The 23734-nt window shown below is 42.3% G+C and carries 23 protein-coding genes and 9 tRNA genes; 25 read left to right on the forward strand and 7 right to left on the reverse strand.

Translation table 11 applies throughout. The features are described 5' to 3' along the window. Positions 1-7 precede the first annotated feature (7 nt). The 11 genes from ACF3OH_RS04330 (at position 8) to proS (ending at position 3812) form a co-directional block, all read left to right on the forward strand. Positions 8-83 (forward strand) — tRNA-Thr (locus ACF3OH_RS04330). A gap of 8 nt (positions 84-91) precedes the next feature. Next, positions 92-175, forward strand: a tRNA-Tyr gene (locus ACF3OH_RS04335). A gap of 11 nt (positions 176-186) precedes the next feature. After that, a tRNA-Trp gene (locus ACF3OH_RS04340) sits at positions 187-260 on the forward strand. Positions 261-282: 22 nt separating this feature from the next. Next, positions 283-358, forward strand: a tRNA-His gene (locus tag ACF3OH_RS04345). A 46-nt stretch (positions 359-404) separates the two neighbouring features. Then, a tRNA-His gene (locus ACF3OH_RS04350) sits at positions 405-477 on the forward strand. A 7-nt stretch (positions 478-484) separates the two neighbouring features. Next, a tRNA-Gln gene (locus tag ACF3OH_RS04355) sits at positions 485-559 on the forward strand. A 4-nt stretch (positions 560-563) separates the two neighbouring features. Then, positions 564-638, forward strand: a tRNA-Gly gene (locus tag ACF3OH_RS04360). Positions 639-645: 7 nt separating this feature from the next. Beyond that, positions 646-719: transfer RNA gene (locus tag ACF3OH_RS04365), tRNA-Cys, on the forward strand. 6 nt (positions 720-725) lie between these two features. Next, positions 726-809, forward strand: a tRNA-Leu gene (locus tag ACF3OH_RS04370). Between the two features lie 86 nt (positions 810-895). After that, entirely contained in the window at positions 896-2077 is a 1182-nt protein-coding gene (locus ACF3OH_RS04375) for an MFS transporter (protein ID WP_392455956.1), read from the forward strand. A gap of 298 nt (positions 2078-2375) precedes the next feature. Continuing rightward, positions 2376-3812 carry a proline--tRNA ligase gene (gene proS, locus ACF3OH_RS04380; RefSeq protein ID WP_204588789.1) on the forward strand — a complete coding sequence of 479 codons (1437 nt, stop codon included), beginning with the start codon at positions 2376-2378 and terminating at the stop codon, positions 3810-3812. 193 nt (positions 3813-4005) lie between these two features. On the opposite strand, the gene ACF3OH_RS04385 is transcribed toward proS, so the two are convergent. Both ACF3OH_RS04385 and ACF3OH_RS04390 read right to left on the reverse strand, forming a co-directional pair. Further along, positions 4006-4521: a hypothetical protein gene (locus ACF3OH_RS04385; protein WP_392455958.1), complete on the reverse strand. Its 516-nt coding sequence runs from the start codon at positions 4519-4521 to the stop codon at positions 4006-4008. Next, entirely contained in the window at positions 4522-5211 is a 690-nt protein-coding gene (locus ACF3OH_RS04390) for a B3/4 domain-containing protein (protein ID WP_204588791.1), read from the reverse strand. A gap of 48 nt (positions 5212-5259) precedes the next feature. Here ACF3OH_RS04390 and queG point away from each other — a divergent pair, with 48 nt between their 5' ends. From queG to ACF3OH_RS04410, 4 genes are all read left to right on the forward strand, one after another. Further along, positions 5260-6393 carry a tRNA epoxyqueuosine(34) reductase QueG gene (queG, locus tag ACF3OH_RS04395; RefSeq protein WP_204588792.1) on the forward strand — a complete coding sequence of 378 codons (1134 nt, stop codon included), beginning with the start codon at positions 5260-5262 and terminating at the stop codon, positions 6391-6393. Beyond that, positions 6393-6866 (forward strand): tRNA (uridine(34)/cytosine(34)/5-carboxymethylaminomethyluridine(34)-2'-O)-methyltransferase TrmL, encoded by a 474-nt coding sequence (trmL, locus tag ACF3OH_RS04400; protein WP_204588793.1) that lies wholly within the window; start codon positions 6393-6395, stop codon positions 6864-6866. Before queG ends, trmL begins: the two co-directional genes overlap by 1 nt. A 273-nt stretch (positions 6867-7139) precedes the next feature. Beyond that, positions 7140-7319: a hypothetical protein gene (locus ACF3OH_RS04405; protein WP_204588794.1), complete on the forward strand. Its 180-nt coding sequence runs from the start codon at positions 7140-7142 to the stop codon at positions 7317-7319. Positions 7320-7372: 53 nt separating this feature from the next. Further along, positions 7373-8161, forward strand: a complete 789-nt coding sequence (locus tag ACF3OH_RS04410) for an aldo/keto reductase (protein WP_239584767.1) — start codon at positions 7373-7375, stop codon at positions 8159-8161. A 40-nt stretch (positions 8162-8201) separates the two neighbouring features. Here ACF3OH_RS04410 and ACF3OH_RS04415 read toward each other — a convergent pair whose 3' ends face one another. The 3 genes from ACF3OH_RS04415 to ACF3OH_RS04425 are packed head-to-tail and all read right to left on the reverse strand — an operon-like array spanning position 8202 to position 9968. Next, a complete protein-coding gene (locus tag ACF3OH_RS04415) occupies positions 8202-9050 on the reverse strand; it encodes an RluA family pseudouridine synthase (RefSeq protein ID WP_392455961.1) in 849 nt (282 codons plus the stop codon). A 19-nt stretch (positions 9051-9069) separates the two neighbouring features. Further along, positions 9070-9540 (reverse strand): thioredoxin family protein, encoded by a 471-nt coding sequence (locus ACF3OH_RS04420; protein ID WP_392455962.1) that lies wholly within the window; start codon positions 9538-9540, stop codon positions 9070-9072. Further along, positions 9537-9968, reverse strand: a complete 432-nt coding sequence (locus tag ACF3OH_RS04425) for a disulfide oxidoreductase (RefSeq protein ID WP_392455963.1) — start codon at positions 9966-9968, stop codon at positions 9537-9539. Before ACF3OH_RS04425 ends, ACF3OH_RS04420 begins: the two co-directional genes overlap by 4 nt. Before the next feature lie 129 nt (positions 9969-10097). Between ACF3OH_RS04425 and ACF3OH_RS04430 the strand changes: the two genes are divergently transcribed. The 3 genes from ACF3OH_RS04430 to ACF3OH_RS04440 are packed head-to-tail and all read left to right on the forward strand — an operon-like array spanning position 10098 to position 13450. After that, positions 10098-11642, forward strand: coding sequence for a GNAT family N-acetyltransferase (locus ACF3OH_RS04430; protein WP_392455964.1), 1545 nt, complete (start codon positions 10098-10100; stop codon positions 11640-11642). 38 nt (positions 11643-11680) lie between these two features. After that, positions 11681-12793, forward strand: coding sequence for a GAF domain-containing sensor histidine kinase (locus ACF3OH_RS04435; RefSeq protein WP_392456698.1), 1113 nt, complete (start codon positions 11681-11683; stop codon positions 12791-12793). Positions 12794-12805: 12 nt separating this feature from the next. Then, positions 12806-13450, forward strand: coding sequence for a response regulator transcription factor (locus ACF3OH_RS04440; protein ID WP_204588800.1), 645 nt, complete (start codon positions 12806-12808; stop codon positions 13448-13450). 565 nt (positions 13451-14015) lie between these two features. Here the strand turns inward: ACF3OH_RS04440 and ACF3OH_RS04445 are convergent. Beyond that, positions 14016-14897 (reverse strand): cation diffusion facilitator family transporter, encoded by an 882-nt coding sequence (locus tag ACF3OH_RS04445; protein ID WP_392455965.1) that lies wholly within the window; start codon positions 14895-14897, stop codon positions 14016-14018. 250 nt (positions 14898-15147) lie between these two features. Between ACF3OH_RS04445 and chrA the strand changes: the two genes are divergently transcribed. The 4 genes from chrA (at position 15148) to ACF3OH_RS04465 (ending at position 20950) form a co-directional block, all read left to right on the forward strand. Then, on the forward strand, positions 15148-16302 hold the full coding sequence (chrA, locus tag ACF3OH_RS04450) for a chromate efflux transporter (protein WP_392455966.1): 1155 nt from the start codon (positions 15148-15150) through the stop codon (positions 16300-16302). A 340-nt stretch (positions 16303-16642) separates the two neighbouring features. Next, positions 16643-18379 (forward strand): ABC transporter ATP-binding protein, encoded by a 1737-nt coding sequence (locus ACF3OH_RS04455; RefSeq protein WP_392455967.1) that lies wholly within the window; start codon positions 16643-16645, stop codon positions 18377-18379. A 2-nt stretch (positions 18380-18381) separates the two neighbouring features. Beyond that, positions 18382-20121, forward strand: a complete 1740-nt coding sequence (locus tag ACF3OH_RS04460) for an ABC transporter ATP-binding protein (RefSeq protein ID WP_392455969.1) — start codon at positions 18382-18384, stop codon at positions 20119-20121. Positions 20122-20179: 58 nt separating this feature from the next. After that, the gene (locus tag ACF3OH_RS04465) at positions 20180-20950 is read left to right on the forward strand and encodes a sporulation protein (RefSeq protein WP_392455972.1); all 771 of its coding nucleotides are present in this window, start codon (positions 20180-20182) and stop codon (positions 20948-20950) included. Between the two features lie 436 nt (positions 20951-21386). On the opposite strand, the gene ACF3OH_RS04470 is transcribed toward ACF3OH_RS04465, so the two are convergent. Continuing rightward, positions 21387-21590, reverse strand: a complete 204-nt coding sequence (locus ACF3OH_RS04470) for a DUF5342 family protein (RefSeq protein ID WP_392455974.1) — start codon at positions 21588-21590, stop codon at positions 21387-21389. Between the two features lie 203 nt (positions 21591-21793). On the opposite strand from ACF3OH_RS04470, the gene ACF3OH_RS04475 reads away from it, so the two are divergent. The 3 genes from ACF3OH_RS04475 to ACF3OH_RS04485 are packed head-to-tail and all read left to right on the forward strand — an operon-like array spanning position 21794 to position 23505. Continuing rightward, a complete protein-coding gene (locus ACF3OH_RS04475) occupies positions 21794-21982 on the forward strand; it encodes a hypothetical protein (protein ID WP_392455976.1) in 189 nt (62 codons plus the stop codon). Between the two features lie 24 nt (positions 21983-22006). After that, positions 22007-23152, forward strand: coding sequence for a DUF445 domain-containing protein (locus tag ACF3OH_RS04480; protein ID WP_392455978.1), 1146 nt, complete (start codon positions 22007-22009; stop codon positions 23150-23152). 11 nt (positions 23153-23163) lie between these two features. After that, positions 23164-23505, forward strand: coding sequence for a YlbF family regulator (locus ACF3OH_RS04485; RefSeq protein ID WP_204588808.1), 342 nt, complete (start codon positions 23164-23166; stop codon positions 23503-23505). Positions 23506-23734 lie beyond the last annotated feature (229 nt).

The raw sequence follows: 23734 nt of genomic DNA on the forward strand, positions 1-23734 counted from the left end.
TTTTTAGGCCGGTGTAGCTCAACTGGTAGAGCAACTGACTTGTAATCAGTAGGTTGAGGGTTCAAGTCCTTTCGCCGGCACCATAGTTTGTGGAGGGGTAGCGAAGTGGCTAAACGCGGCGGACTGTAAATCCGCTCCTTAGGGTTCGGCGGTTCGAATCCGTCCCCCTCCACCATTTTTTTATTTAGGGGCATAGTTTAAAGGTAGAACTACGGTCTCCAAAACCGTCAGTGTGGGTTCGATTCCTACTGCCCCTGCCAATTCTTACATTGATAAATCGTGGCGGTCGTGGCGAAGTGGTTAACGCACCGGATTGTGATTCCGGCACTCGGGGGTTCAATTCCCCTCGGTCGCCCCATTATTTGTCTTTTTTTATTTGTCTTGATATAGTTTTTATAATCGTGGCGGTCGTGGCGAAGTGGTTAACGCACCGGATTGTGATTCCGGCATTCGGGGGTTCAATTCCCCTCGGTCGCCCTTTTGATGGGGTATAGCCAAGCGGTAAGGCAACGGATTTTGATTCCGTCATGCCTAGGTTCGAATCCTAGTACCCCAGCCATTTTGCGGAAGTAGTTCAGTGGTAGAACACCACCTTGCCAAGGTGGGGGTCGCGAGTTCGAACCTCGTCTTCCGCTCCAAAAAATTGGCGGCATAGCCAAGTGGTAAGGCACAGGTCTGCAACACCTTTATCACCGGTTCAAATCCGGTTGCCGCCTCCATATAGCGCCGGTGTGGCGGAATTGGCAGACGCGCTGGACTCAAAATCCAGTTCCTTCACGGGAGTGTCGGTTCGACCCCGACCGCCGGTATATTATGTAGTACGACTCTACCTCTGCCAGGTAGAGTTTTTTTATTTGGTTTTTGGGTAGTTAAGTTTGAAAGAGGTGTTGTAGAAATGGAACGACAAAAGTTATGGACGCGAAACTTTATTCTTATTTCGAGTGTCAATTTTCTACTGACACTCGTTTTTTTCTTATTAGTTGTGATCATTGGTCTTTATGCTGTTGATTCGTTTAAAGCCACAACGAGCCAAGCTGGTTTGGTTACTGGAATTTTTATTGTAGGAACCTTGATCGGTCGATTGCTCATCGGTGGAAAGATTGATGAGATTGGACGAAAAAAGACATTACTTATTGGGTTTATTTTGTTTAATGCAGTCACTTTGTTGTACTTTGTGCAGGTAGACATAACGATTTTATTACTTACGCGCCTGTTGCATGGTATTTCACTTGGAATTGCAAGTACAGCTGCAGCAACGATGGTAGCTTCTATTATTCCAATGGCAAGACGTGGAGAAGGGATCGGCTATTTTAGTATGAGTTCAACCCTAGCTACAGCAATTGGTCCGTTTGTTGGATTAATGCTGACACGCGTAACTACTTTCCCTGTAATTTTTTTGATTTGTTTCATTGTAGGAGTAGTTGGTTTAGTCATTGCTTCATTAGTTCAAGTACCTCCAGTAAAAGCTTTAAAGGATGAAAAGGAAACATCATTCTCAATCCGAAGTCTTATCGAACCAAAGGCAGTTCCTATAGCATTTGTAACACTTGTTATTGCGTTCTGCTTCTCGAGCGTTTTATCATTCATGAATTTCTATGCAATTGATTTAGACTTGATTGAGGCTGCCAGTGTCTTCTTCTTGGTGTATGCTCTATCCGTTCTTATTTCAAGGCCATTTACAGGGCGTTTAATGGATCGAAAGGGAGCAAACTATGTAATGTATCCTGCGTTTGTTTTATTAGCGTTAGGTCTTTATCTATTAAGTACAGCTACAAGCTCCCTTACGTTCTTGATAGCTGCAAGCTTGATTGGTTTCGGATTTGGAAACATGCAATCTTGTACACAAGCAATCGCAGTTAAGCTGACGCCGATGCATCGTATGGGCATGGCTACATCTACATTCTTTATTTTCTTGGATGCTGGGCTTGGTTTTGGGCCATATTTATTAGGAATCATGTTAGGGTTTTTAACGTATGCCGAGATGTACTTTGTGTTAAGCATTGTTGCACTCAGTGCTGTTTTGCTTTACTTCTTTGTGTATGGGAAAAAGGACAAAGAGTATCAGCAAATTTACTAGCTATTGCAGATACCATTAGAATTTGCTATAGTGAGGTTCATATAGAAGAGTCTTTGAAGTGGTCAAGTACGTAATGTAAACGTTCAGAAAGTGCAGTGAGTGATGAGAGCTGCGCCGTCCATGCATGCGGAAACCTCCCATGGAGATGCTGTGCAAACACAGCCGGTTCGTTCCCGATAAAGACGCTTGAGATCGTCCTTGTGACGAATGAAGGTGGTACCGTGTCTATCCAGCAGGAAGGCGCCCTTTTGGGTGTTTTTCTGCTTTTTATTTTGTCAAAATTAAAGGAGGCAATACAATGTCAGTACAACAAAATGATTTTTCAAAGTGGTACATCGATACGATTCAAAAAGCAGATTTAATGGATTATACACCTGTTCGCGGATGTATCGCATTCAAACCAGATGGTTATGAGCTTTGGGAGAGAATACAAGCGGAGATGGACCGTCGTTTTAAAGAGACAGGTCACCGCAATGCGTATTTCCCGATGTTGATTCCTGAGTCTTTCTTCCAAAAAGAAAAAGACCATATCGAAGGTTTCTCACCTGAATTACCATGGGTGACAGAAGCTGCAGGCGAACAGTTAGAAGAACGTCTCGCATTGCGTCCGACGTCTGAGACGATGATTGGTCATCTTTATTCAGATTGGATCAAAAGCTATAGAGACCTCCCTGTACTGATCAATCAATGGGCAAATGTTTTCCGCTGGGAGAAAAAGACGTTACCTTTCATTCGTACATCTGAATTTTTATGGCAAGAAGGACACACTGCTCATGTTGATGAAGAGGATGCACGTAAAGAGACGATGCAAATGCTTCAAGTTTACAAAGAAGTAGTAGAAGACTTACTAGCGATTCCAGTATACGACGGTCAAAAAACACCTTCTGAGCGCTTTGCGGGTGCAGTAGATACGTTCTCAATCGAGGCGATGATGAAAGACGGAAAGGCTGTTCAAGCTGGAACATCTCACTATCTCGGGACAAAATTTGCGGAAGCATTTGATATTAAATATTTGAATAAAGAAAATAAGCACGTGCATGTTCACACTACATCTTGGGGAACATCGACTCGCTTGATTGGTGCCATGATCATGGTGCACGGAGATGAACAAGGCCTTGTATTGCCACCAAAAATGGCGCCAACACAAGTCGTATTGATTCCAGTAGGACCTTGGAAAAAGAAGCCTGAAATCGTGGAGAACTTGGATAAAATCTTTGCTGAACTAAAAGCAAAAGGCATTCGTGTGAAATTAGATGATTCGGACCAATCTCCTGGATACAAATTCAACGAGTGGGAATTGAAAGGTGTTCCTGTACGCGTAGAATTAGGTCCTCGTGATTTAGAGAATGGCCAAGCGCTGATGAAAGCACGTGATGCAGAAGAGAAGACAGCAGTCGCTCTTGACGATCTAGTCGCATCGATTGAAAACGAATTAACAGTGATGCAGACTCGACTTTATGACAAAGCGGTTGTTTTCCGTGAAGAGAATAGTCATACGCATGTGGACACATTAGATGAGTTAAAAGCACATATCGAAACTTCACAAACAGAAGGAAAGATTCCTGGATGGATTCTTGGTGGCTGGTGTGGAGAAGACGCATGTGAAGAGAACGTCAAAGAAGAGACGAAATTCACGACGCGTAACATTCCTTTCAATCCACCGACTGAGAAGAAAACATGTATAAACTGTGGTAACGAAGCGAAACATAGCGTGTGGTTTGGTCGCGCGTATTAATAGCAAAACGCCTGCTTGTCACTAGGACGAGCAGGCGTTTTCTGATCCGGTTAAGATTTTGCTTACGCATCTAATTTTTGGTTGGTCAAAAGAGATGGGGAACGTTGGAACGAGTGAAGGGTTATGGGTTGGCTTCACAGGTAGTTGGTTGAGACCGGATCAGCTTCTGACAAGAGTCTCACTTGTCAGAAGGTTACTCGTAACGAGATGCATCAAACTCTAGTTCTACTTGATAGTTCTTAGAATTGACAAGACCTGAAACTTTATTGGCATTTCTTTCATATTGCAGCGCTTTTTCGCGGTATTCTTCTGGGTCGAAACGGGCAACACGCATATAGGCTGCCGCTTCTCCGTATCCATACTCCGGTTGTTCTTTAGGAGATGCACCAAGCTGTTTATAAAGCTTTGCTTGCGCACGAAGCTGCATCGCATACTCAATAGCCTCTACCAACGGAATTTGTTCTCCTTGATAGTCTATTGCTGTAGCAAGGTTTGCTTTATAAATTAAGCGGTCAAGAAGCATGATGTCTTGTCGAATCATTTTAATATCGCTATCGACATCATCTACGGAACGTCGTTGTTCTGGTAGAGCTTGGCCTTTTTCAGAAAGTGTAAATGCAACACGCAGCATTTCTTGTTCGAGTTCTTGTACTTGTTTCGTTAAAAGGCTTCGTAACCGTATACCATCTGCTAATGTAAAAGATGTCATTTAAATCGTTCCTTCCGGATTGGATTTGGATAAGAGAAGTTGTTTACAATCTCCACCATGAATTTGCGTGAACATGGACTGAACAGCATTTAAAAGTTTCCCAGCCTGTTGATCGGCCGTTTCAGGTGTAAGATACACGATATGTAAAGCATCTGTTGTCTGAGTCGTCACCGCAGTTCGCACCGAGTCGACATAGGGACTGCCGAATGGACCAGTTGCATCATGGGAAGTTAGAATACCTGTAAGAGTGGTTTCACGTCCATTTAATGCTTCGTAGGATGTGCTTTCGTCTCCAATGGCAAAATGTAGATGTCCATCAAGATGAGCCGTATCATATAAGCCAAACGGGATGCCGTAATAAAGAGAGAAGAATGTGTTACTATCTATGCCTGAATGCACAGGAAGCATGTAATTCTGCTTTGCCACCCGACGATAAAGGGCCTCAGCGGAAGGACGGTAACGGGTAGGGTTTGTACCTGTCTGTTTAAAAATGGTGCGGTAACTTGTAAGTGTAGGAAAATGTTCGAATCCATGCTCCTCAATTTCAAAAAAAAGTTGCTCTTGAAATAGTTGCAAGCGCCCTTTAAGCATTTGAGGAGAATCGCCTACAGAAATTTTGGTATAATGGATAAGTCCGATTTTCAGCTCAGGTACTCGTTCGATGAGTTGAGAATCAAGTGATACACGCATATATAACCACCCTTTCTATTTGACATCATACCACAGGAGGTGAGGCAGGTGAATGTACGCGATTTTCAAACCCAATTGATTCACTATGCCCACTCCATTGGGATTGATAAAATCGGCTTTGCGCGAGCAACACCTTTTCCAGATTTGAAGCAGCGATTACTTGTTCAACAACAGCTGGGGTTTGCTTCAGGGTTTGAAGAACCCGATATCGAGAAGCGTACAGAACCAGAGTTGTTGCTAGAACACGCGCAGTCCATCATCTCGATTGCAATCGCCTATCCGTCTAAAATGAAAGACGCTCCACAAAGTAAAAGAGGGGCGCGTCGCGGTATTTTTGCACGTGCTTCCTGGGGGATGGATTATCATACGGTGCTACGTGAGAAGCTTGCGCAACTAGAAGCGTTCATCCTTATTCATGTACCAGATGCTAAATTGAAGTCGATGGTGGACACAGGGGAACTTTCAGACCGAGCTGTTGCTGAGAGAGCTGGAATTGGCTGGAGCGCTAAAAACTGTTCCATCATCACACCGGAATTCGGTTCGTATGTCTATTTAGGAGAGATGCTCACAACGCTTCCCTTCGAGCCTTCTGTCCCAATGGAAGATGAATGTGGAGATTGTCGCTTATGTTTGGACGTTTGTCCGACAGGGGCTCTGATTGAAGGAGGCCAATTAAACGCACAGCGCTGCATTGCGTTTCTCACGCAGACCAAGACGATGATTCCTCAAGAGTTCCGTGCGAAAATTGGGAATCGGATTTACGGCTGTGATACGTGTCAGACGGTTTGTCCGAAAAATAAAGGCAAACATACAGCGCACCAACAGGCCTTCACCCCTGACCCAGAGCTTGTAAAACCATTACTCTTACCACTTGTTGAACATACCAATCGTACGTTTAAAGAAACATACGGGCACATGTCTGGTGCTTGGAGAGGGAAGAACCCGATACAACGAAACGCACTCATCGCACTCGTGCATTTTAAAGAGCGAGAAGCTATTCCGAAATTCATTTCGATTTTGCATGAAGATCCTCGTCCAGTGATGCGTGGAACGGCTGCTTGGGCACTTGGAGAACTTGAATCAGACGAGGGAACGAGTGCGTTAAAATTGCGCCTTGAAAATGAAGAAGATGCCACTGTGCGTTCTGAAATCCAACTTGCTTTAACTAAAGGAGAAAACTAATGGCAATTCATATTGTTTTATATCAACCACAAATTCCAGCGAATACCGGGAATATCGCGCGTACTTGTGCAGGGACTGGAGTCAAGCTTCATTTGATTAAACCACTCGGGTTCTCAACAGATGATAAAATGTTGAAACGTGCAGGGCTTGATTACTGGGAGCACGTCGACATTACGTACCACGAGTCACTGGAAGACTTTATTGCGGCTTATCCCCAAGGAGAGTTTTTCTTATTAACAAAGTTCGGTTCGAAGCCCCATACCGATTTTGATTATAGCGACCTGAATAAAGACTATTTCTTCATCTTTGGACGTGAGACAACCGGTCTTCCTGTTGAATTCCGAGAAGCACATCCAGAACGCGCTCTCCGTATTCCGATGAATGACAACATTCGATCACTCAATTTATCGAATACCGCTGCCATTTTAGCATATGAGGCGTTGCGTCAACAAAACTATCCTGGACTCCATTAAAAAAGGACAGCCTCCAAAACGGAGACTGTCCTCTTCTATTATTTTTGAGTTGTTGAACCTGGTTTGTCATCATAGCCTGCAGTTAAGATTGCAGAAAGGAATGCTACACATACACCGAGGATTAAAAGTAATTTCATGGGTTGTGCCTCCTAGCTTAATAGTCTGTTTCAAGTATACAGGATTCTATTTAAAAAAGAAATGCCGAGCAATCGGCTAATTATGGCGAAAAAGCGTCAATTGGGCTAACATGATAAGAAAAGGAGGAGACAGCACATGACGAAAGAGAACACTTCACGAGAGAATGGGTCCATGGCTTCGAATATGGATGAGCTTAAGCAGCTCGGTAAGCAGATGGAAAAATTACGTGATGAGCGAGAACTCTCACAAGATGAGCGCGTCGCCGACCCAAGTCAACACGATAAAGCACCAGAGATTCAAAAACGCGAGGAGTGACACGAGTGAACTTATCCCTACAGGCAACGAAGACACTACAAAATGGAATAGAAATGCCGCGTCTTGGACTTGGCGTATATAAAATGACAGACCGAAAGGAAGCGCTACAAGCGATTTCACACGCTTTAAAAACGGGATATCGCCACATTGATACAGCGTCATTATATGACAACGAGCAAGAAGTAGGCGAGGCGATACGTCATTCTGGCATTGTACGCTCTGATATTTTTGTCACGACAAAAGTCTGGAACACCGATCAAGGGTACGACCAAACATTACGAGCTTTTGAAAAATCACTTAAGCTTTTAGATATGGACTATTTAGATTTGTACTTGACTCATTGGCCAGTGGAAGAGACATTTGTTGAGACGTACCGAGCAATTGAACGCTTATACGATGAAAAACTGTTGCGTGCGACAGGCGTTTCTAACCACCATGCCCATCACTTAGAAAAAATCATGGCTTCGGCAAACGTTCCGCCAATGGTCAATCAAGTAGAATGCCATCCACGTCTTGCACAATTTGAGCTTCGTGAGTTTTGCGCAGAGCACAACATCGCCGTCACAAGCTGGTCTCCACTTTCACGCGGGCGACTGTTAGAAGAACCGAGTCTTGTGCGTCTTGCTGAGAAGCATGGCAAGTCGACTGCACAAATTATCATTCGCTGGCATTTACAAGGGGACCTTATTGTCATTCCTAAGTCTGTAAAGCCGCACCGAATCGAAGAAAATGCGGATGTGTATGATTTTGAATTATCAGCAGAAGATATGCGTATAATCGATGCCTTAAATCGCAACGAGCGTGTCGGAAAAGATCCGGACAATTTTCATTTTGATTTTTAACCTAAGAAAACGCCGTTCCCTTTTGCGGGAACAGCGTTTTTTACGATCTTGGAATTTCTACGTTTACGAGCTCGCCTGTGATCGGATGGCGGAACTGAATACGAAAAGCTTGCAGCGCATAATGTTCGGCCTTGATCGCTTTGGCACCGTATAATGTGTCGCCGACAATGGGATGACCAAGGTGCGCCATATGCACTCGGATTTGGTGAGTGCGACCTGTCTCTAGCAACACATGTACTTTTGTCATTTGTGGATTGCGTCCCACGACTTGATAGTGCGTGATGGCAGTTTGACCTGTTTGAGACACGCGCCGACGTGAGGGATGATGACGGTCTGCTGCAATCGCTGTCTTAATCGTTCCTTGATCTTTTTTAACAGAACCTTCAACAATTGCTTCGTACGTCCGCACAATTTGCTTTTTCTCAAGCATCTTATCCAAAAGGTTTTTCGCAATCGGATGTTTCGCAATCAATACTAAGCCACTTGTTCCTTCGTCAAGACGGTGAACATGCTCAGCGTAACTATGACCTTTCGCATCTAAATAGTGGAACACACCATTCATCAATGTTTGCGTTTCCGTTGGTTCATTCGGATGCGTTTTCAACCCAGCTGGTTTTCCAACAATCAAGAAATGGTCATCTTCATAAAAGGGGTGAACCGGTATTTTCGGGCTCGGGAAGTAGGATGAACCTTCGTCTTCAAAGGTGATTTGAATCAATTGCCCCACTTCTAGAGGTTTGCTCCAGTCCAGTGCGATTCCTTCCGGTGTTTGAAAAGCCTTTTGCATCCGAAGGGAATGGATAGTCTTTTTGCCAAGCTGCCAATTGTCTTTCACAAGTTCTTCAATTGTAATCGCTGCTGGACTTTTTACTTTTATTGAGAATTTCATAACAAACTCCTTACAGCCATTAGTTTTTTACAACTTCGTCAAAAAAGCGTTGGATGTCGGCTTCTGGCATTCCACCGACTGCACGCATTTCTTCTACGCCTTCTTCAAAATGAATCAAAGTAGGGGTTGAATTGATGCCGTACTCTGCACCAGCTTCAGGATATTCTAAAATATTATATTGAAGAATTTCTACATCCTCTTGCTCTGCAAGTGGCATTAACACTGGCGTCATCTCTTTACAGAAACTACATTCCGGACTGAAGAAGTAAACAGTTGCGGATTCGCCGTTTTCAAGTTTTTCTGTTAGTTCATCCGGCAAAATGATATTTTGATAATTCTCGTCATCAATCAAATCAATCGTTGACTGTGAAAGATTGTCTGTATCGTACGGGTTATTTGCAAGTTTGTCTTGGTTTTGAATATTTGTTAAGACGATGATTGCAACAAATGCTGCAACAATCACGCCTCCGAAAAGTAATAACTTCTTCATACTGCTTTTTCCTCCTTGATGGTTTTTAAAAGATAGGTACTCATCACTGCAATCCCACTAAACGCTACAAGAGCTAAAAACGGAATTGTAATGAACCCTAAATAATTGATGTATTCGCCTGTGCATGAGACAAGACCACACTCCGGTGCACGTTCCCCGAAGAAATCAATTTTTTGAATGGCGTAGTGATATCCGCTAGTCATGCCCCCAATCACTGAAAATACAAGTGTTGTAAGTGCGATTCGAGCGTTTTTCTGGTAAATCGCGATACCGGAAATCACGACGATTGGATACATAATAATTCGCTGGTACCAGCACAGTTCACATGGTTCATACCCTCGGATTTCAGAGAAATAAAGGGAACCAAGAGTTGCAATCAGCGCCAAACCAAAAATACCAAGTAAGGCATTTTCTGACTTTTTGTTCATAGGCAAGGAATCCTTTCAGAAGTTCAGTTTCTTTTCAAGTATAGACAATACGTGCAATCAAGTAAATTATTATCAACCTCTCCATTCTCACGGTATAATGAGGGATAACGTGTTCAAGGAGGGATAGTATTGAAAGAAGAATTCGATTCAACTCAATTTGAAAAACATATGATCATCCGTCCGATGACATTTGCAGATATAGACTCTATTTTGGAAATGCAACGACTGTCATTTCCAGGTATGGAACCATGGAAAGTGGAACATTTGCGCAGTCACTTGACCATTTTCCCAGATGGACAATTAGTGGCAGAACTTGATGGCAAAGTAATCGGGTCCTGTTCAAGCTTGATTATCAACTTTGATGAGTACGATGACCGTCACTCGTGGTCTGATGTAACAGATGGTGGCTACATTACGAATCACAATCCAGACGGCTATAATTTATATGGCATCGAAGTCATGGTACACCCTGAGTACCGCCGGATGAAAGTCGGGCAGCGTTTATATGAAGGGCGTAAAGATATAGCGCGCCAATACAATTTAAAGTCGATTATTATCGGTGGTCGCATCCCGAACTACCACAAATATTCAGAAGAGATGTCACCACGTGAATACGTGACAGCTGTATCGCGCCATAAAATTTATGATCCGGTGTTAACATTCCAATTGATGAATGGTTTCACATTAATGCGGATCAATCCAAACTATCTTCCGGACGACAAAGCTTCTGGGAAGTTCGCGACACTTATGGAATGGAATAATGTCGATTACATTCCACTGTCAAAGCGTCACTTCAGAACAAGCTACCCTGTGCGAATTTGTGTAGTACAGTACATGATGCGCAAAATCAACTCATTTGAAGAATTCGCAAACCAAGTCGAGTACTTTGTGGACGTAGCTTCAGACGCACAATCTGACTTTGTTGTGTTCCCGGAAATTTTCACGACACAACTTATGTCCTTCCTAGAAGAGCCGTCTCCATCTCAAGCGGTTCGAAGATTGACGGAATATACACCACAGTACATGGAATTGTTCAGTGATTTATCGGTTCGATACAATATCAATATCATTGCAGGGTCACACTTTGTCAAAGAAGAAGATGATGAAATCTACAACATCGCGTATCTGTTCCACCGGGATGGATCGATTGATAAGCAATACAAAATTCACATCACACCAAATGAACGCAAATGGTGGGGAATCAGTGCAGGAGACTCGGTTCGTGTATTTGATACAGATTGCGGGAAAATCGCTATCCAGATTTGTTATGACATCGAGTTCCCAGAGCTTGCCCGTATTGCAACAGACATGGGCGCGAACATTATTTTCACACCGTTCTGTACAGAGGACCGCCAAGGCTACTTGCGCGTGAAATACTGTGCACAAGCTCGCGCAGTGGAAAACCAGATTTACACCGTTATTTCAGGGACCATTGGAAATCTTCCACAGACGGAAAATATGGATATCCAGTACGCACAATCCGCTATTTATGCACCATCTGACTTTGAATTTGCGCGTGATGGAATTGTTGGAGAGACAGAAGCGAATGTAGAGATGGTGTTGATTGGAGATGTTGATTTAGAAATTTTACGTCGACAGCGCCAAGACGGTACAGTTAAACAATTAAAAGATCGTCGCCATGACGTCTATTCAGTAGAATACAAAAAGAGCTAAAGACTGGTCAGTGACCAGTCTTTTTCTACAGGAGGGCACTGGTTTTGAATGAACATATGACGCTACTCAAAGAAATCGCAGAATTTTTGAATGAAGAAACCGAAATGGAGACGATGTTACAAGGGGCGCTCAAAAAGCTACTGACGCGCAGTGTTTTTGCTTCCGGCTGGATTTTCTTTATTGATGCGAAAGGGAAGCATACACTGATTGCCGCAGAGAATCTACCAGACTCATTAATGGACAATGAGTGCCGCTCGATGAAACGCGGTGGGTGCTGGTGTGTCTCGCGCTATAACAATGGAGAACTACAAAAAGCCTCCAATATCATCGAATGCCAGCGTATCGAACAAGCAGGACGTCTTAGCACACTCCCTTTTGCCGGTATCACGCATCATGCAACCGTACCACTTCAGTCTGGTAAGGAAAAGTTCGGACTTTTGAATGTGGCGACCCCGCATACAATCGAATATGATCAGAGTGAACTAGCATTGTTGGAAGCCATTGCATTTCAAATCGGATCAGCCATCAAACGTATTCATTTGACGAAGCAAGAGCAAGAAATCGCCCTTGTTCAAGAACGGAATCGACTTGCGCGAGATTTGCATGATTCGGTCAATCAACTTTTGTTTTCTGTGACATTGACCTCTCGTGGAGCAATGGAGATGACAGAAGACACGGATTTGAAGCAAGCGTTTGGAGATATCCATTCCCTCACGCAAGAAGCACTGACAGAGATGCGTGCGCTAATTTGGCAGTTGCGTCCTAAAGGATTGGAGACAGGTTTATTAGAAGGTATCAAAGGCTATGCTGAAATGCTTGGAATTTCTTTGAAAACGCATGTCAGTGGAGTCATTCAACTGCCTTCACGAATAGAAGAGACGGTCTTTCGTATCGCCCAAGAAGGGCTTAACAATATTCGTAAACATTCGGGAACATTGGAAGCAGAGTTATTTCTAACAATCAACTCTACCGATATCTTATTCATTTTAAAAGATGAAGGAAGAGGGTTTGTAGCTGGGAAAATTCCTGAGAGTCTAGCATCTGTAGGAATGAATAGTATGCAAGAACGAGCCCGCTCAGTGGAAGGAACGATTGAATGGATCAGTGAACCCTCTAAGGGGACAGAGGTATTTGTACGAATTCCGTATTAAAGGAGTGTGCGTATGATTCGCATTGTTATAGCAGATGATCACCACGTAGTAAGGCGTGGGTTATTATTTTTTCTAAAGACGCAAAAAGATTTTGAAGTTGTAGGAGAGGCGACGAATGGGGAAGAGGCGATTGCTATCTCTAAAGAGGTTCGTCCTGATGTGATTCTAATGGATCTTGTCATGCCTGAAAAAGATGGAATCCAGGCAACACGCGAAATTAAAAAGCTAGTACCCGAAACGCATATCTTGATGCTGACAAGTTTCTCTGACCGAGATCATGTGATTCCAGCGATAGAGGCGGGAGCAGCAGGATACCAATTGAAAGATATTGAACCTGACGAGCTTGCCGCTGCGATACGTCAGTTAATGAAAGGCGAAAAACCGCTCAGTCCACTAGCTCAAACGGAACTTGAAAAAGATTGGTCAGAAGAAAAGCCACATCTGACAAATCCTTTAACGGCTCGTGAGCAAGATGTGCTTGCCGAGCTTACAAAAGGAAAGAGCAACAGAGACATCGCTTCTACTTTATTTGTAACTGAAAAAACGGTGAAGACACATATCTCGAATATCTTTTCGAAATTGAACGTCCAAGACCGCACACAAGCGGCGTTGTATGCAGTGAAGCATGGTCTTACAGAACCTAGCGGGAAGGGTTGAGTTTTCTGAGGACCTGAATTTTGCCTACTCATTAAGTTTTTGTCGTGAATTAGTTTCCATAAAATCATTTGGGGCGTTAAGTGAAGGATTACGGTCGTTAAAGGACTGAACTCGGTCGCTAAACGAGCAAGTTCGGTCGCTAATTGGCACCACTCGGGCGTTAATTGCGGAAGTCCTAAGCCCTTGCTAGAAAAAGCCCTTAACAAATAAGCCGTTATTGGTTTACTAAAAATCTAATTCGCTTTCTTGTTTGGATGACACATATCTTTTAGGATTTACTACTAAATTTTAGTGTAATAACTTTCGATAAGAATAAAAAAACGCTACTTACAAAGTATTGTTCTCTTTGCAAGTGGCGTTATTCAAATATGGAATAAAGTTGAGTGCAATGGAGGGGCTGACTCCAGTGGGGTCAAAGTCTGCCGTGAGATCCCGCAGGAGCCTGCGACGAGGAAGCTCACGCAGCGCCCACGGAAAGCAGCCCCGCAGTGGAACTCAACGTTCTAAAGGGGTTTCGACTTTGACTGGAATCGAGTTACGCCCTCTAGAACAGTCGGCTTCACATCTAATAATCCACCATGTCATACTCCGGCTCAATGTGAACAAGCACAATCGCATGCGGTTTGGCCTTGTGAATTTTCCGCTCGATTTCCTCCGTAATCCAATGACTCTCAATGACATTCAAATACGGATCTACTGTTACCGTCACATCAATTAATGCTTGGTTCCCATGCATCCGCCCTTTTAGATCAGGTACTTTATAAACACCGGGAGTATGAGACACAAGCACTGTCAAAGTCTCCGTATCTTCACTACTGAATCCGTCAGACAACATAAACGCAGCGTCATAAAAAATCCCATAGGCTGTGTAGAGAATAATCGCACCTACAATGAGAGCAGTAATGGTATCAAGAATTGGGAAGCCAACAATTGCGCCGATGATCCCAATAGAAGCTCCGAGAGACACAAGAGCATCTGAGCGATTATCGTAAGCTGCTGCACGAAGAGCCGAAGATTTTATTTTTTTCGCGAGAGCATTGTTATAGCGGTAGACTCCATACATGACAACTGCACTTCCTAGTCCTACCCATAAAGTTAAGAGAGAAGGGCTTTCTCTTACAGGATCCGCAAAACTTTGAAGAGACTGAATCACGACTTGTAAACCGATGATTGCCATAATAAATGCGGCAACTAACGACGCAATCGTTTCTGCCCGCATGTGCCCGTAAGCATGTTGGTCGTCCGGTGGTTTCTGTGATATACGTAATCCGATTAAAACAGCCACACTTGCTATGATATCCGTAAAGTTATTGAGGCCATCTGCTCGTAATGCTTCGGAATCACCGATAGTCCCTACTGTATATTTCACGCTACTAAGGATTATATATACAGCGATGCTAAGCCAAGCACCTTTTTCCCCTTTGCGTAAGTTTGTATAAAGCTCCAAAATGTTTCCTCCCTACAACTCCCTATAAACGACAAAAACGACTTCCAAGGAAGTCGTTCTGAACGCATAGATTGTGTGTATAGTATAAGTACTTTCTATAGTTTATAGAGGATTTGTTCACGTGTCAATGAAAGCAAAAATGGCAGGAGCTGTCGTTAGTATTACAGGAATGTAAAAATTGACGTTGGCGATATTCATTAACGCTTTCCTTTGCTAAAATATAAGCATATTCTTATTAGTAGGAGGCACTATGGGAAATTTACGAGAAATTGCTAAGGCATCTACAAAACTCGGTTTCACTTCATTTGGAGGACCAACCGCACACATCGGGTACTTCCGAGATGAATACGTAGAAAAACGAAAGTGGTTAGATGATAAATTATATGCAGACATTGTGGCGTTATGCCAATTCTTGCCGGGTCCTGCATCATCACAGGTAGGTATCGCAATCGGAATGATGCGCGGGGGAATCTTAGGAGGAATCGTATCGTGGGCTGGTTTCACTCTGCCATCGGTTCTATTTTTGATGCTAGCTGCTTACTTTGTAGTAGGATTCGGATTTACTGATAGCGGGATAATCCAAGGATTAAAAATAGTAGCTGTAGCTATCGTAGCTCACGCATTGCTTGGAATGCAGAAGAATTTAGCACCTGATGCAACGCGAATCGCAATAGCCATTGCTGCGGCCATACTTGTCTTGTTGATTCCGACAGCGTGGGGACAAATTGGCGTGATCGTTTTGGCAGGAGTGGTCGGATACTTCTTGTTCCGCAAAGATAAGACGCTAGATGCTGTTGAATTGAAACTTTCTTTCGGAAAGCGCGCTGGAATAGTGGCTTGGGTGATATTCTTTGGCTTATTGATCGCTTTACCATTTGCACGAACATTTTCTGAAAACGTGTATCTCGGAATTCTTGATACGTATTATCGTGTAGGATCTATTGTTTTTGGTGGAGGACACGTGGTACTTCCAATGCTAGAGCGTGAAGTAGAGATGTCGAGTGACCTGTTCTTAGCGGGATACGGACTAGCACAAGCAGTACCTGGCCCCTTGTTTACATTATCTGCATTTTTAGGACAAGTGACAGCTGGAATTCCAGGAGCACTACTTGCCGTATTTGCGATGTTTTTACCATCGTTTTTATTGGTGATAGGAACTCTTCCTTTTTGGTCAATCATTCGGTCAAAACCAGGAATTCAGTCTGCATTGAAAGGTGTAAATGCAGCTGTGGTAGGGATATTACTTGCTGCTCTGTATGATCCAGTTTTCACGAGTGCAGTGAAGTCTTCATTTGATTTCATTATTGTTTTAATTACTTTCACTTTACTTACAGTGTTTAAACTTTCACCCGTGAAGGTTGTGGCAGTGAGTGCTTTATTGGGCTTGTTAGTATACGGTGTTTAATCTAATTAAAAAAGTTGTTGACAGTTAAAATTTAGGTGTGCTAGTGTAAAGGGGTACTAAATAATCAGGAATGGAGGTAGGAGCAATGAAAAACGTAGTTACTATGAATCACCAGTTTAATTTGAAGTCCTACCTACTAGATATGATACATGCCGTATAACCTTTATTAAGGTATATATGCACATGTCCATTTCTATGGGCATGTGCTTTTTTGTGCTTATCAACTTCCATTATTTAGAAAAAATAGAAGGAGTGAAGTATGATGAATCGTATCATCACAGTTCGAAAATTATCAAAACCGGAGTCTCTAGAAAGTGGCTAGTGAAAGGAAGGGATATTTATGTTTAGTGTACTTGGAAAATTAAATTGGTTCTTTAAAGAGCATTGGATTCGCTATTCGGTAGCAATAACATTACTTATTATTGGAAGTGTAATAGAGGTAATACCTCCGTGGATTATAGGAGAGGCTATCGATTCTATTACTACAGGCTCATTAACAGAAAGTTCCTTAAGGGAATATGTACTCTTATTTGCAGCCATTATTTTAAGTGGGTATATCATCAACTTTATATGGCAATATCAATTGTTTGGAGGTTCCGTCAAGATAGAACGGATTCTAAGAACACGCCTGATGTCGAAGTTTTTAGCGATGACACCAGGTTTTTACGAGAAAAACCGAACGGGAGATTTGATGGCCCGTTCTACAAACGATTTGAACGCAGTTGCTACAACGGCTGGTTTTGGCATTATGACATTAATCGATTCAACGCTCTATATGCTAGCAATTATTCTTGCAATGGGATTTTTGATCTCATGGAAGCTGACATTTTTTGCTTTACTTCCAATCCCGATTTTAGCTATTATCATGCAATATTTAGGGAAAATCATTCATGAAAAGTATATGGAAGCACAAGATGCCTTTGGTGACTTGAACGACCGAGTACTCGAATCCATTGCGGGTGTGCGTGTTATTCGCGCGTATGTGCAAGAACGTCAAGATGAGCAGAACTTTGCGGATATGAGTGACATGGTTTATGAAAAAAACATGGTCGTTGAACGGATTGATGCATTATTCGGTCCGATTACAAAAGTCGGAACTGGTATCAGTTACGTCGTTGCACTCGGATACGGAGCGCATTTGGTATCTGTTGGTGAAATGACCGTTGGAAACCTCGTAACATTTAATGTTTACTTAGGTCTTGCGATTTGGCCAATGTTTGCAATTGGAGAGCTTATCAATGTCATGCAGCGTGGGAATGCTTCACTTGATCGTGTACAAGAAACCCTGAGTACTCCTCAAGATGTTATAGAGCCTGCCAGAGCTTCTCTTGCAAAGGAACAACCAACTGTTGGTTTCCGACAAGTGGAATTTACCTACCCAACCTCAGAAGTCGTCAATTTAAAAGATGTTGAGCTTCGTGTAGAAGCGGGTCAAACATTAGGTATTGTAGGAAAGACAGGAGCTGGAAAGACCACATTTGTGAAACAGCTACTAAAAGAATATCCGATGGGCAAAGGTGCTGTAGAAATAGGTGATATTGCGATTGCTGATCAGACACGGGAAGCTGTGCTATCAAAAATCGGATACGTTCCACAAGATCACGTACTCTTTTCAAGAACGATTCGAGAGAATATCTTATTTGGAAAAGAAGACGCAACTGAGAAAGACCTGCTAGATGCAATTCGTCTTGCTTATTTTGAAAAAGATCTTGAAAACTTGCCACGAGGACTTGAAACACTGGTTGGAGAAAAAGGGGTTTCCTTATCAGGTGGTCAAAAACAGCGTGTCTCAATTGCACGCGCGCTCATTAAAAATCCAGATATCTTAATTTTAGATGATTCACTCTCTGCAGTTGATGCGAAGACTGAATCCAAAATCATTGAAAATATTCAACAAAACCGGACTGGGAAAACTACGATTATTACCACTCACCGTTTGTCTGCTATCCAACATGCTGATCAAATTATCGTTTTAGATGATGGTGTAGTAGTAGAAAAGGGCACACACCAAGAATTACTCGCTAAAGGTGGTTGGTACCGAGAACAGTTTGATCGTCAGCAGTTAGAGGAGGTGTAGAGATGACGACCTCAAAACGACTTTATCTCTATGCATTAAAGTATAAAAAGACGATTCTTAGCGGACTTGGACTACTAACAATCGCAGTTATCGTGGATCTGATTGGTCCATTCATTGCAAAATATATTATTGATACACAAATTACAGCTGAGCAAATCGACTTTGTTGTCGTTGCACAGTTACTCGCAGTATTCTTCGGATTACAAATTGTTGCGGCCGTATTTCGCTACTTCATGTATATTCAGTTACAGATTGGAGCTAACCGCGTCGTCCAACATTTACGAAATGACGTATTTAAGCACATACAGCGTGTACCGGTTCATTACTTTGACCGATTACCAGCAGGAAAGATTGTGGCACGCGTAACAAATGACACGGAGGCCATTCGTAATCTATACGTACAAGTGCTTTCTCAGTTTGCGACAAGTATCATTTCGATTACTGGAGTTTATGTAGCACTATTCATTTTAGATGTACGCCTGGCCGCGATGGCGCTAGTGATTGTTCCCTTAGTTTATATTTGGATGATTCTGTACCGAAAATATGCGTCGAACTACAATCATATCGTTCGTACAAAACTGGCTGATATGAATGCGATGATTAATGAATCGATTCAAGGGATGTCAATCATCCAAGCGTTTCGTCGTGAAAAACAAATGGCTCGTGAATTCGAAGAAATGAATGAAAGTCACTTTAAGTATCAAAGCAAACTGTTAAAACTTGATTCAGCCACATCATTTAATTTAGTATTTGTGCTCCGTAACATGATGTTCCTCGGCTTTATTCTTTATTTTGGAGCAGCCTCTGTAGGAGCAGAAGCAGCCGTGACGGCAGGAACACTTTACGCATTTGTCGATTACATCACACGGTTGTTCAACCCATTGACTGGAATCGTGAATCAGTTTTCACAACTAGAGCGCTCTCTCGTGGCGGGAACACGCGTATTTGAACTTCTTGATGAACCAGGAGAGCAAGTATCTGAACAACGAGTTCCTCGCTATCAAGGAAATGTCGTCGTCGAAGATGTCTGGTTTGCGTATAAAGATGAAGAGTATGTATTGAAGAATTTAAACTTCTCGGCAAACAAAGGAGAGACAGTAGCGCTTGTTGGTCATACAGGATCAGGGAAGAGTTCAATCATGAATTTATTGTTCCGTTTCTATGACCCGTCAAAAGGCAAAATTTATATAGACGGTCAAGATATGACGTCTCTTTCTCGTCAAGCAGTTCGTGAACATATGGGAATCGTACTACAAGACCCTTATCTCTTCACGGGAACGATTGCTTCGAACATCAGCTTAGATGACCCACGTATTTCACGTCGTCAAGTGGAAGAGGCAATTGCAGCTGTTGGTGGGGACCGTATACTGAAGAATCTAGCACTCGGTCTGGATACGCCAGTCGTTGAAAAAGGGAGTACGTTGTCTTCTGGGCAACGTCAGCTGATTTCATTTGCACGTGCTTTAGCCTTCAATCCAGCTATTTTAATTTTAGATGAAGCAACGTCGAATATTGATACAGAGACTGAAGAGTTGATCCAACATGCAATGGATGTGCTGAAAAAAGGACGTACAACATTCATTATTGCGCACCGCTTATCAACCATTAAAAATGCCGACCGAATCTTAGTGCTTGATAAAGGTGAGATTGTTGAGAACGGAAATCACGACGAATTGATTGCACTTGGTGGTCAATATGAAAAAATGTATCGTCTCCAAGCCGGAACTGCCCAACTAGCGTGAAACTTTCTTATTTTCTCAAACGTACTAGTAAGTAATCTAACGTAAAGGAGCGTTTCTCATGTCTTTATTCAACAAAATGTTAGCAAGTATTGGTGTAGGTTCAGCAAAAGTCGATACAGTTCTCTCGAAAGCAGTATTTCATGCAGGAGAAGTGATGGAAGGCGTGGTCAAGATTTATGGAGGGAAGACAGAGCAAAAAATTGATGCTCTATATCTAGCCGTCTATACGACCTATATTCGTGAATCAGATGATCGAAAGTTTACAGACAAAGCAATGATTCAAAAGCACAAAGTTTTAGATGGATTTACACTTGCCGCGAATGAAGAAAAAGAAATTCCATTCTCATTCGTCCTTCCTTTTGATACGCCTGTCACAAAAGGGGCCACACGTGTCTGGATTCAGACAATGTTAGATATTGCCTCAGCTGTGGATCCGACTGATAAAGACTATATTCAAGTAGAACCTACCACCCTTGCCAATACGGTGTTGAAAGAGATTGAAAATCTAGGTTTCCGTTTACGTAAAGCAGAGTGTGAACAAGCATCAAGAAAATACAGAGGTGTCTATCCATTCATGCAGGAATTTGAATACGTGCCAATGACTGGAGAGTTTTACGGAAAGTTAGATGAAGTGGAAGTGGTCTTTTTAAGTCAAACTCCAGAAAAAGCAGAGCTGCTTCTTCAAATTGATCGAAAGGCTCGCGGGTTCGGAGGTTTCTTAGCAGAAGCGATGGATCAGGATGAAACATTTGTCCCGTTGACAGTACACAAGCACGAGACTTCTGAAATTAAATCGCGTATCTATCAGCTTCTTCGTAAATACTCATAACAAAAAACCAGTAGTTTCTCTTAATTAAGATTGAGAGAGCTGCTGGTTTTTTTGTACCAAGGTTTCATAGGTGCCTGTCACTCTTTACCAACTGTTTCCATTTGGTGCCTGTCACTCTTCTTCTTTTCTTGAGATACCACTTAAAATCGAAAAAAGTTTCCATAATATGACTTCGGTAGAACAAATATTGATTTGGGTAGAATAAATCATGAATAGTGTTCAATAAATCGCGCATTCGTCCGATGAACGTTCGCTCAGTTCTTGATATGCGGAACGCAACGTCTTGAACAGTCGGCTCCACATCTAAATGGAATCGAGTTCCGAACGCCAGAAACACGCTCCGGAATCAGCCGCACCCGTAAAGGCTGAAAAGAGCCTTCACGGGCACGTCTGATTTCCTCGGAGTTTCTAGAGCGGCGTTCTCCACATCTAAAACTCAATCATAAACATGAAAAACCATTAACTCATGGATAAAAGACTTCACCTTGTCCTCATCTTCCGGAACACCATCCAACCACTGAATCGTGCCATCCTTCTCGTAAATTCCACGATACTTTTGTTGACGATAATAAAAACTGATCTCCCACCCAGGGAGCGACTTGTTTTCATAAAGGGATTGATAACTAAAGTGTTGTAACATAAAGACACTCCTTTCCTAGCTACAATAAGTGTAGCATATTGTGTTTCTATGAGGAGGTTCGTCTATGAGTAATGAATTAGAAAAAGCGATTCGGGATGAATACCAAGCGTACTATTCCTATCGACAATTGGAACAATTGACCGAAGATCCATTTTGGAAAAAAGTAATCCGCCATATATGAAGATGAGAAGTCGCACTATGAGATGTTTCAACAATTGTATTTCTTACAAACTGGCCGCTATGTCACAGGTATTGAAAAGCCTAAGCCAATAGAATCTGTTCGGACATTTTTACTGCAAGCATGGGAAGAGGAATTGGAAGCTGCGGACTTTTATAAAGTAATGGTACTAAAAACACCTTCGCCACAACCTTTTTGGTATACTATCACCTAGAGACTAAAGAAAAAGGTGAATGACATGGAAATCGTAACAACTATCGTCTTCATGGCTCTCATTGGAGCTGTCATCGGCGCATTTACAAATCACATTGCCATCAAAATGTTATTTCGACCATACGAAGCAAAATATATTGGGAAGTGGCGTGTTCCATTTACCCCAGGACTTATTCCAAAACGCAGAGAAGAACTGGCTTCTCAGCTAGGGAAACTGGTCATCCATTATTTATTGACGCCAGAACTCATCGAGAAGCGGTACTTAAACAAAGAAGTTCAAGGGAGAATTCAACGTGTTGTTGAGGAACAAATTACTTCTGGTCTTGGATTTGAGACGACACCAATATCTAAGTGGCTTGAACGTGCAGAACTAAAAAATGTAACGGGTTCTGTGAAAGACTTAATTGATAGCCAAGTGGATTTTCAAGCCCTGAAAATTACGGATAAGCTTCAGACGGGCACAGTCCAAACCGTATTGCCAGTAGCTTGGCAGCTAAAAGTGGAAGCGAAGTTACCAGAGCTCACATCTTCCATTCTTCAAAAAGGAACCGACTTCATCGAATCACCAGAAGGCAATCGTACACTTAAACAATTAGTGGATGATTTTCTTGCCTCTAAAGGCACTTTTGGAAATATGATTCTTATGATGGTTGGCGATTCCAATACACTTGCGAACAAATTACAGCCAGAAATCAAGAAATTTCTAGATGCTCCTTCCACCCAAACATTGATTACAAATCTTCTTGTACAAGAATGGGACAAAATTAAAGAGCGTCCTTTAGTTGAGTTGTTGAACGGCTTTGATGCTGCACCAGTAGTAGAGCAAATCAAGGCGTATATCCATAAACAAGTCGCAATTGAGGAGCAATTGGAAAAACCAGTTACACACTTCTTCCCAACAATTGGAGCAGTGGTGAGCGATTCGATTTTGCCAAAAGCTTTTGACTATACATTTAAGCGCCTGCATGCGGAACTTCCAGCCCTGTTTGAAAAGTTGAAGCTCGATCAAGTGGTAAAAGAGCAAGTGAATACCTTCCCGGTTTCGCGATTAGAGGAACTTGTGTTAGGCTTGTCTAGAAGAGAATTTAAAATGATTACAATTCTCGGAGGGGTTCTTGGAGGTCTGATTGGGGTCATTCAAGGAATTATTGCCCTCGTTATTAATAGTTAGGAGCTGTTTTGATGAACATTTATGACGATATTAACAAATTAGAGACAACATTGCGTTCAACTTCTGAAATGCAAGGAGTCAAAGAAGCAATTCAAGCCGTGAAAGACGATCAAGAAGCAAAAGAACTTTTTGAGTCGTTCCGTAAGATTCAAATGACACTACAAGAAAAGCAAGTCAAAGGGGAAGAAATCCCTGGAGAAGAGCTTGAGTACGCTCAGAAGACAGCACAACTTGCTCAGTCAAATGAGAAGATTATGGCTATGTTAGAAGCTGAAATGAAACTTAGTCAGTTAATCGAAGAAATCAACCGTATTTTATTGAAACCAGTTCAAGAGCTATACGAGCAGTTTTAATAGACGTAAATCCAACCTCGCTTAACGGGGTTGGATTTTTTTGATGATTCAAGAAGTAGACATGGTGCCTGTCACCCTTTACCAACAGTTCCCATTTGGTGCCTGTCACTCTTCTTCTGAATAGACCTAAACAGAAAAATAGTTTCCATAATATGACTTCGGTAGAATAAATATTAATTTGGGTAGAATAAATCATGAATAGTGTAGAATAAATCTCACATTCATCCGA

It is taken from the genome of Chryseomicrobium aureum, assembly GCF_043182735.1.
Lineage (GTDB): Bacteria > Bacillota > Bacilli > Bacillales_A > Planococcaceae > Chryseomicrobium > Chryseomicrobium aureum.

Coding starts and splice junctions, on each gene's coding strand:
- ACF3OH_RS04375 (WP_392455956.1), top strand. CDS start 896: ATGGAACGACAAAAGTTATGGACGCGAAACTTTATTCTTATTTCGAGT.
- proS (WP_204588789.1), top strand. CDS start 2,376: ATGTCAGTACAACAAAATGATTTTTCAAAGTGGTACATCGATACGATT.
- ACF3OH_RS04385 (WP_392455958.1), bottom strand. CDS start 4,521: ATGACATCTTTTACATTAGCAGATGGTATACGGTTACGAAGCCTTTTA.
- ACF3OH_RS04390 (WP_204588791.1), bottom strand. CDS start 5,211: ATGCGTGTATCACTTGATTCTCAACTCATCGAACGAGTACCTGAGCTG.
- trmL (WP_204588793.1), top strand. CDS start 6,393: ATGGCAATTCATATTGTTTTATATCAACCACAAATTCCAGCGAATACC.
- ACF3OH_RS04405 (WP_204588794.1), top strand. CDS start 7,140: ATGACGAAAGAGAACACTTCACGAGAGAATGGGTCCATGGCTTCGAAT.
- ACF3OH_RS04410 (WP_239584767.1), top strand. CDS start 7,373: ATGCCGCGTCTTGGACTTGGCGTATATAAAATGACAGACCGAAAGGAA.
- ACF3OH_RS04415 (WP_392455961.1), bottom strand. CDS start 9,050: ATGAAATTCTCAATAAAAGTAAAAAGTCCAGCAGCGATTACAATTGAA.
- ACF3OH_RS04420 (WP_392455962.1), bottom strand. CDS start 9,540: ATGAAGAAGTTATTACTTTTCGGAGGCGTGATTGTTGCAGCATTTGTT.
- ACF3OH_RS04425 (WP_392455963.1), bottom strand. CDS start 9,968: ATGAACAAAAAGTCAGAAAATGCCTTACTTGGTATTTTTGGTTTGGCG.
- ACF3OH_RS04440 (WP_204588800.1), top strand. CDS start 12,806: ATGATTCGCATTGTTATAGCAGATGATCACCACGTAGTAAGGCGTGGG.
- chrA (WP_392455966.1), top strand. CDS start 15,148: ATGGGAAATTTACGAGAAATTGCTAAGGCATCTACAAAACTCGGTTTC.
- ACF3OH_RS04455 (WP_392455967.1), top strand. CDS start 16,643: ATGTTTAGTGTACTTGGAAAATTAAATTGGTTCTTTAAAGAGCATTGG.
- ACF3OH_RS04460 (WP_392455969.1), top strand. CDS start 18,382: ATGACGACCTCAAAACGACTTTATCTCTATGCATTAAAGTATAAAAAG.
- ACF3OH_RS04465 (WP_392455972.1), top strand. CDS start 20,180: ATGTCTTTATTCAACAAAATGTTAGCAAGTATTGGTGTAGGTTCAGCA.
- ACF3OH_RS04470 (WP_392455974.1), bottom strand. CDS start 21,590: ATGTTACAACACTTTAGTTATCAATCCCTTTATGAAAACAAGTCGCTC.
- ACF3OH_RS04475 (WP_392455976.1), top strand. CDS start 21,794: ATGTTTCAACAATTGTATTTCTTACAAACTGGCCGCTATGTCACAGGT.
- ACF3OH_RS04480 (WP_392455978.1), top strand. CDS start 22,007: ATGGAAATCGTAACAACTATCGTCTTCATGGCTCTCATTGGAGCTGTC.
- ACF3OH_RS04485 (WP_204588808.1), top strand. CDS start 23,164: ATGAACATTTATGACGATATTAACAAATTAGAGACAACATTGCGTTCA.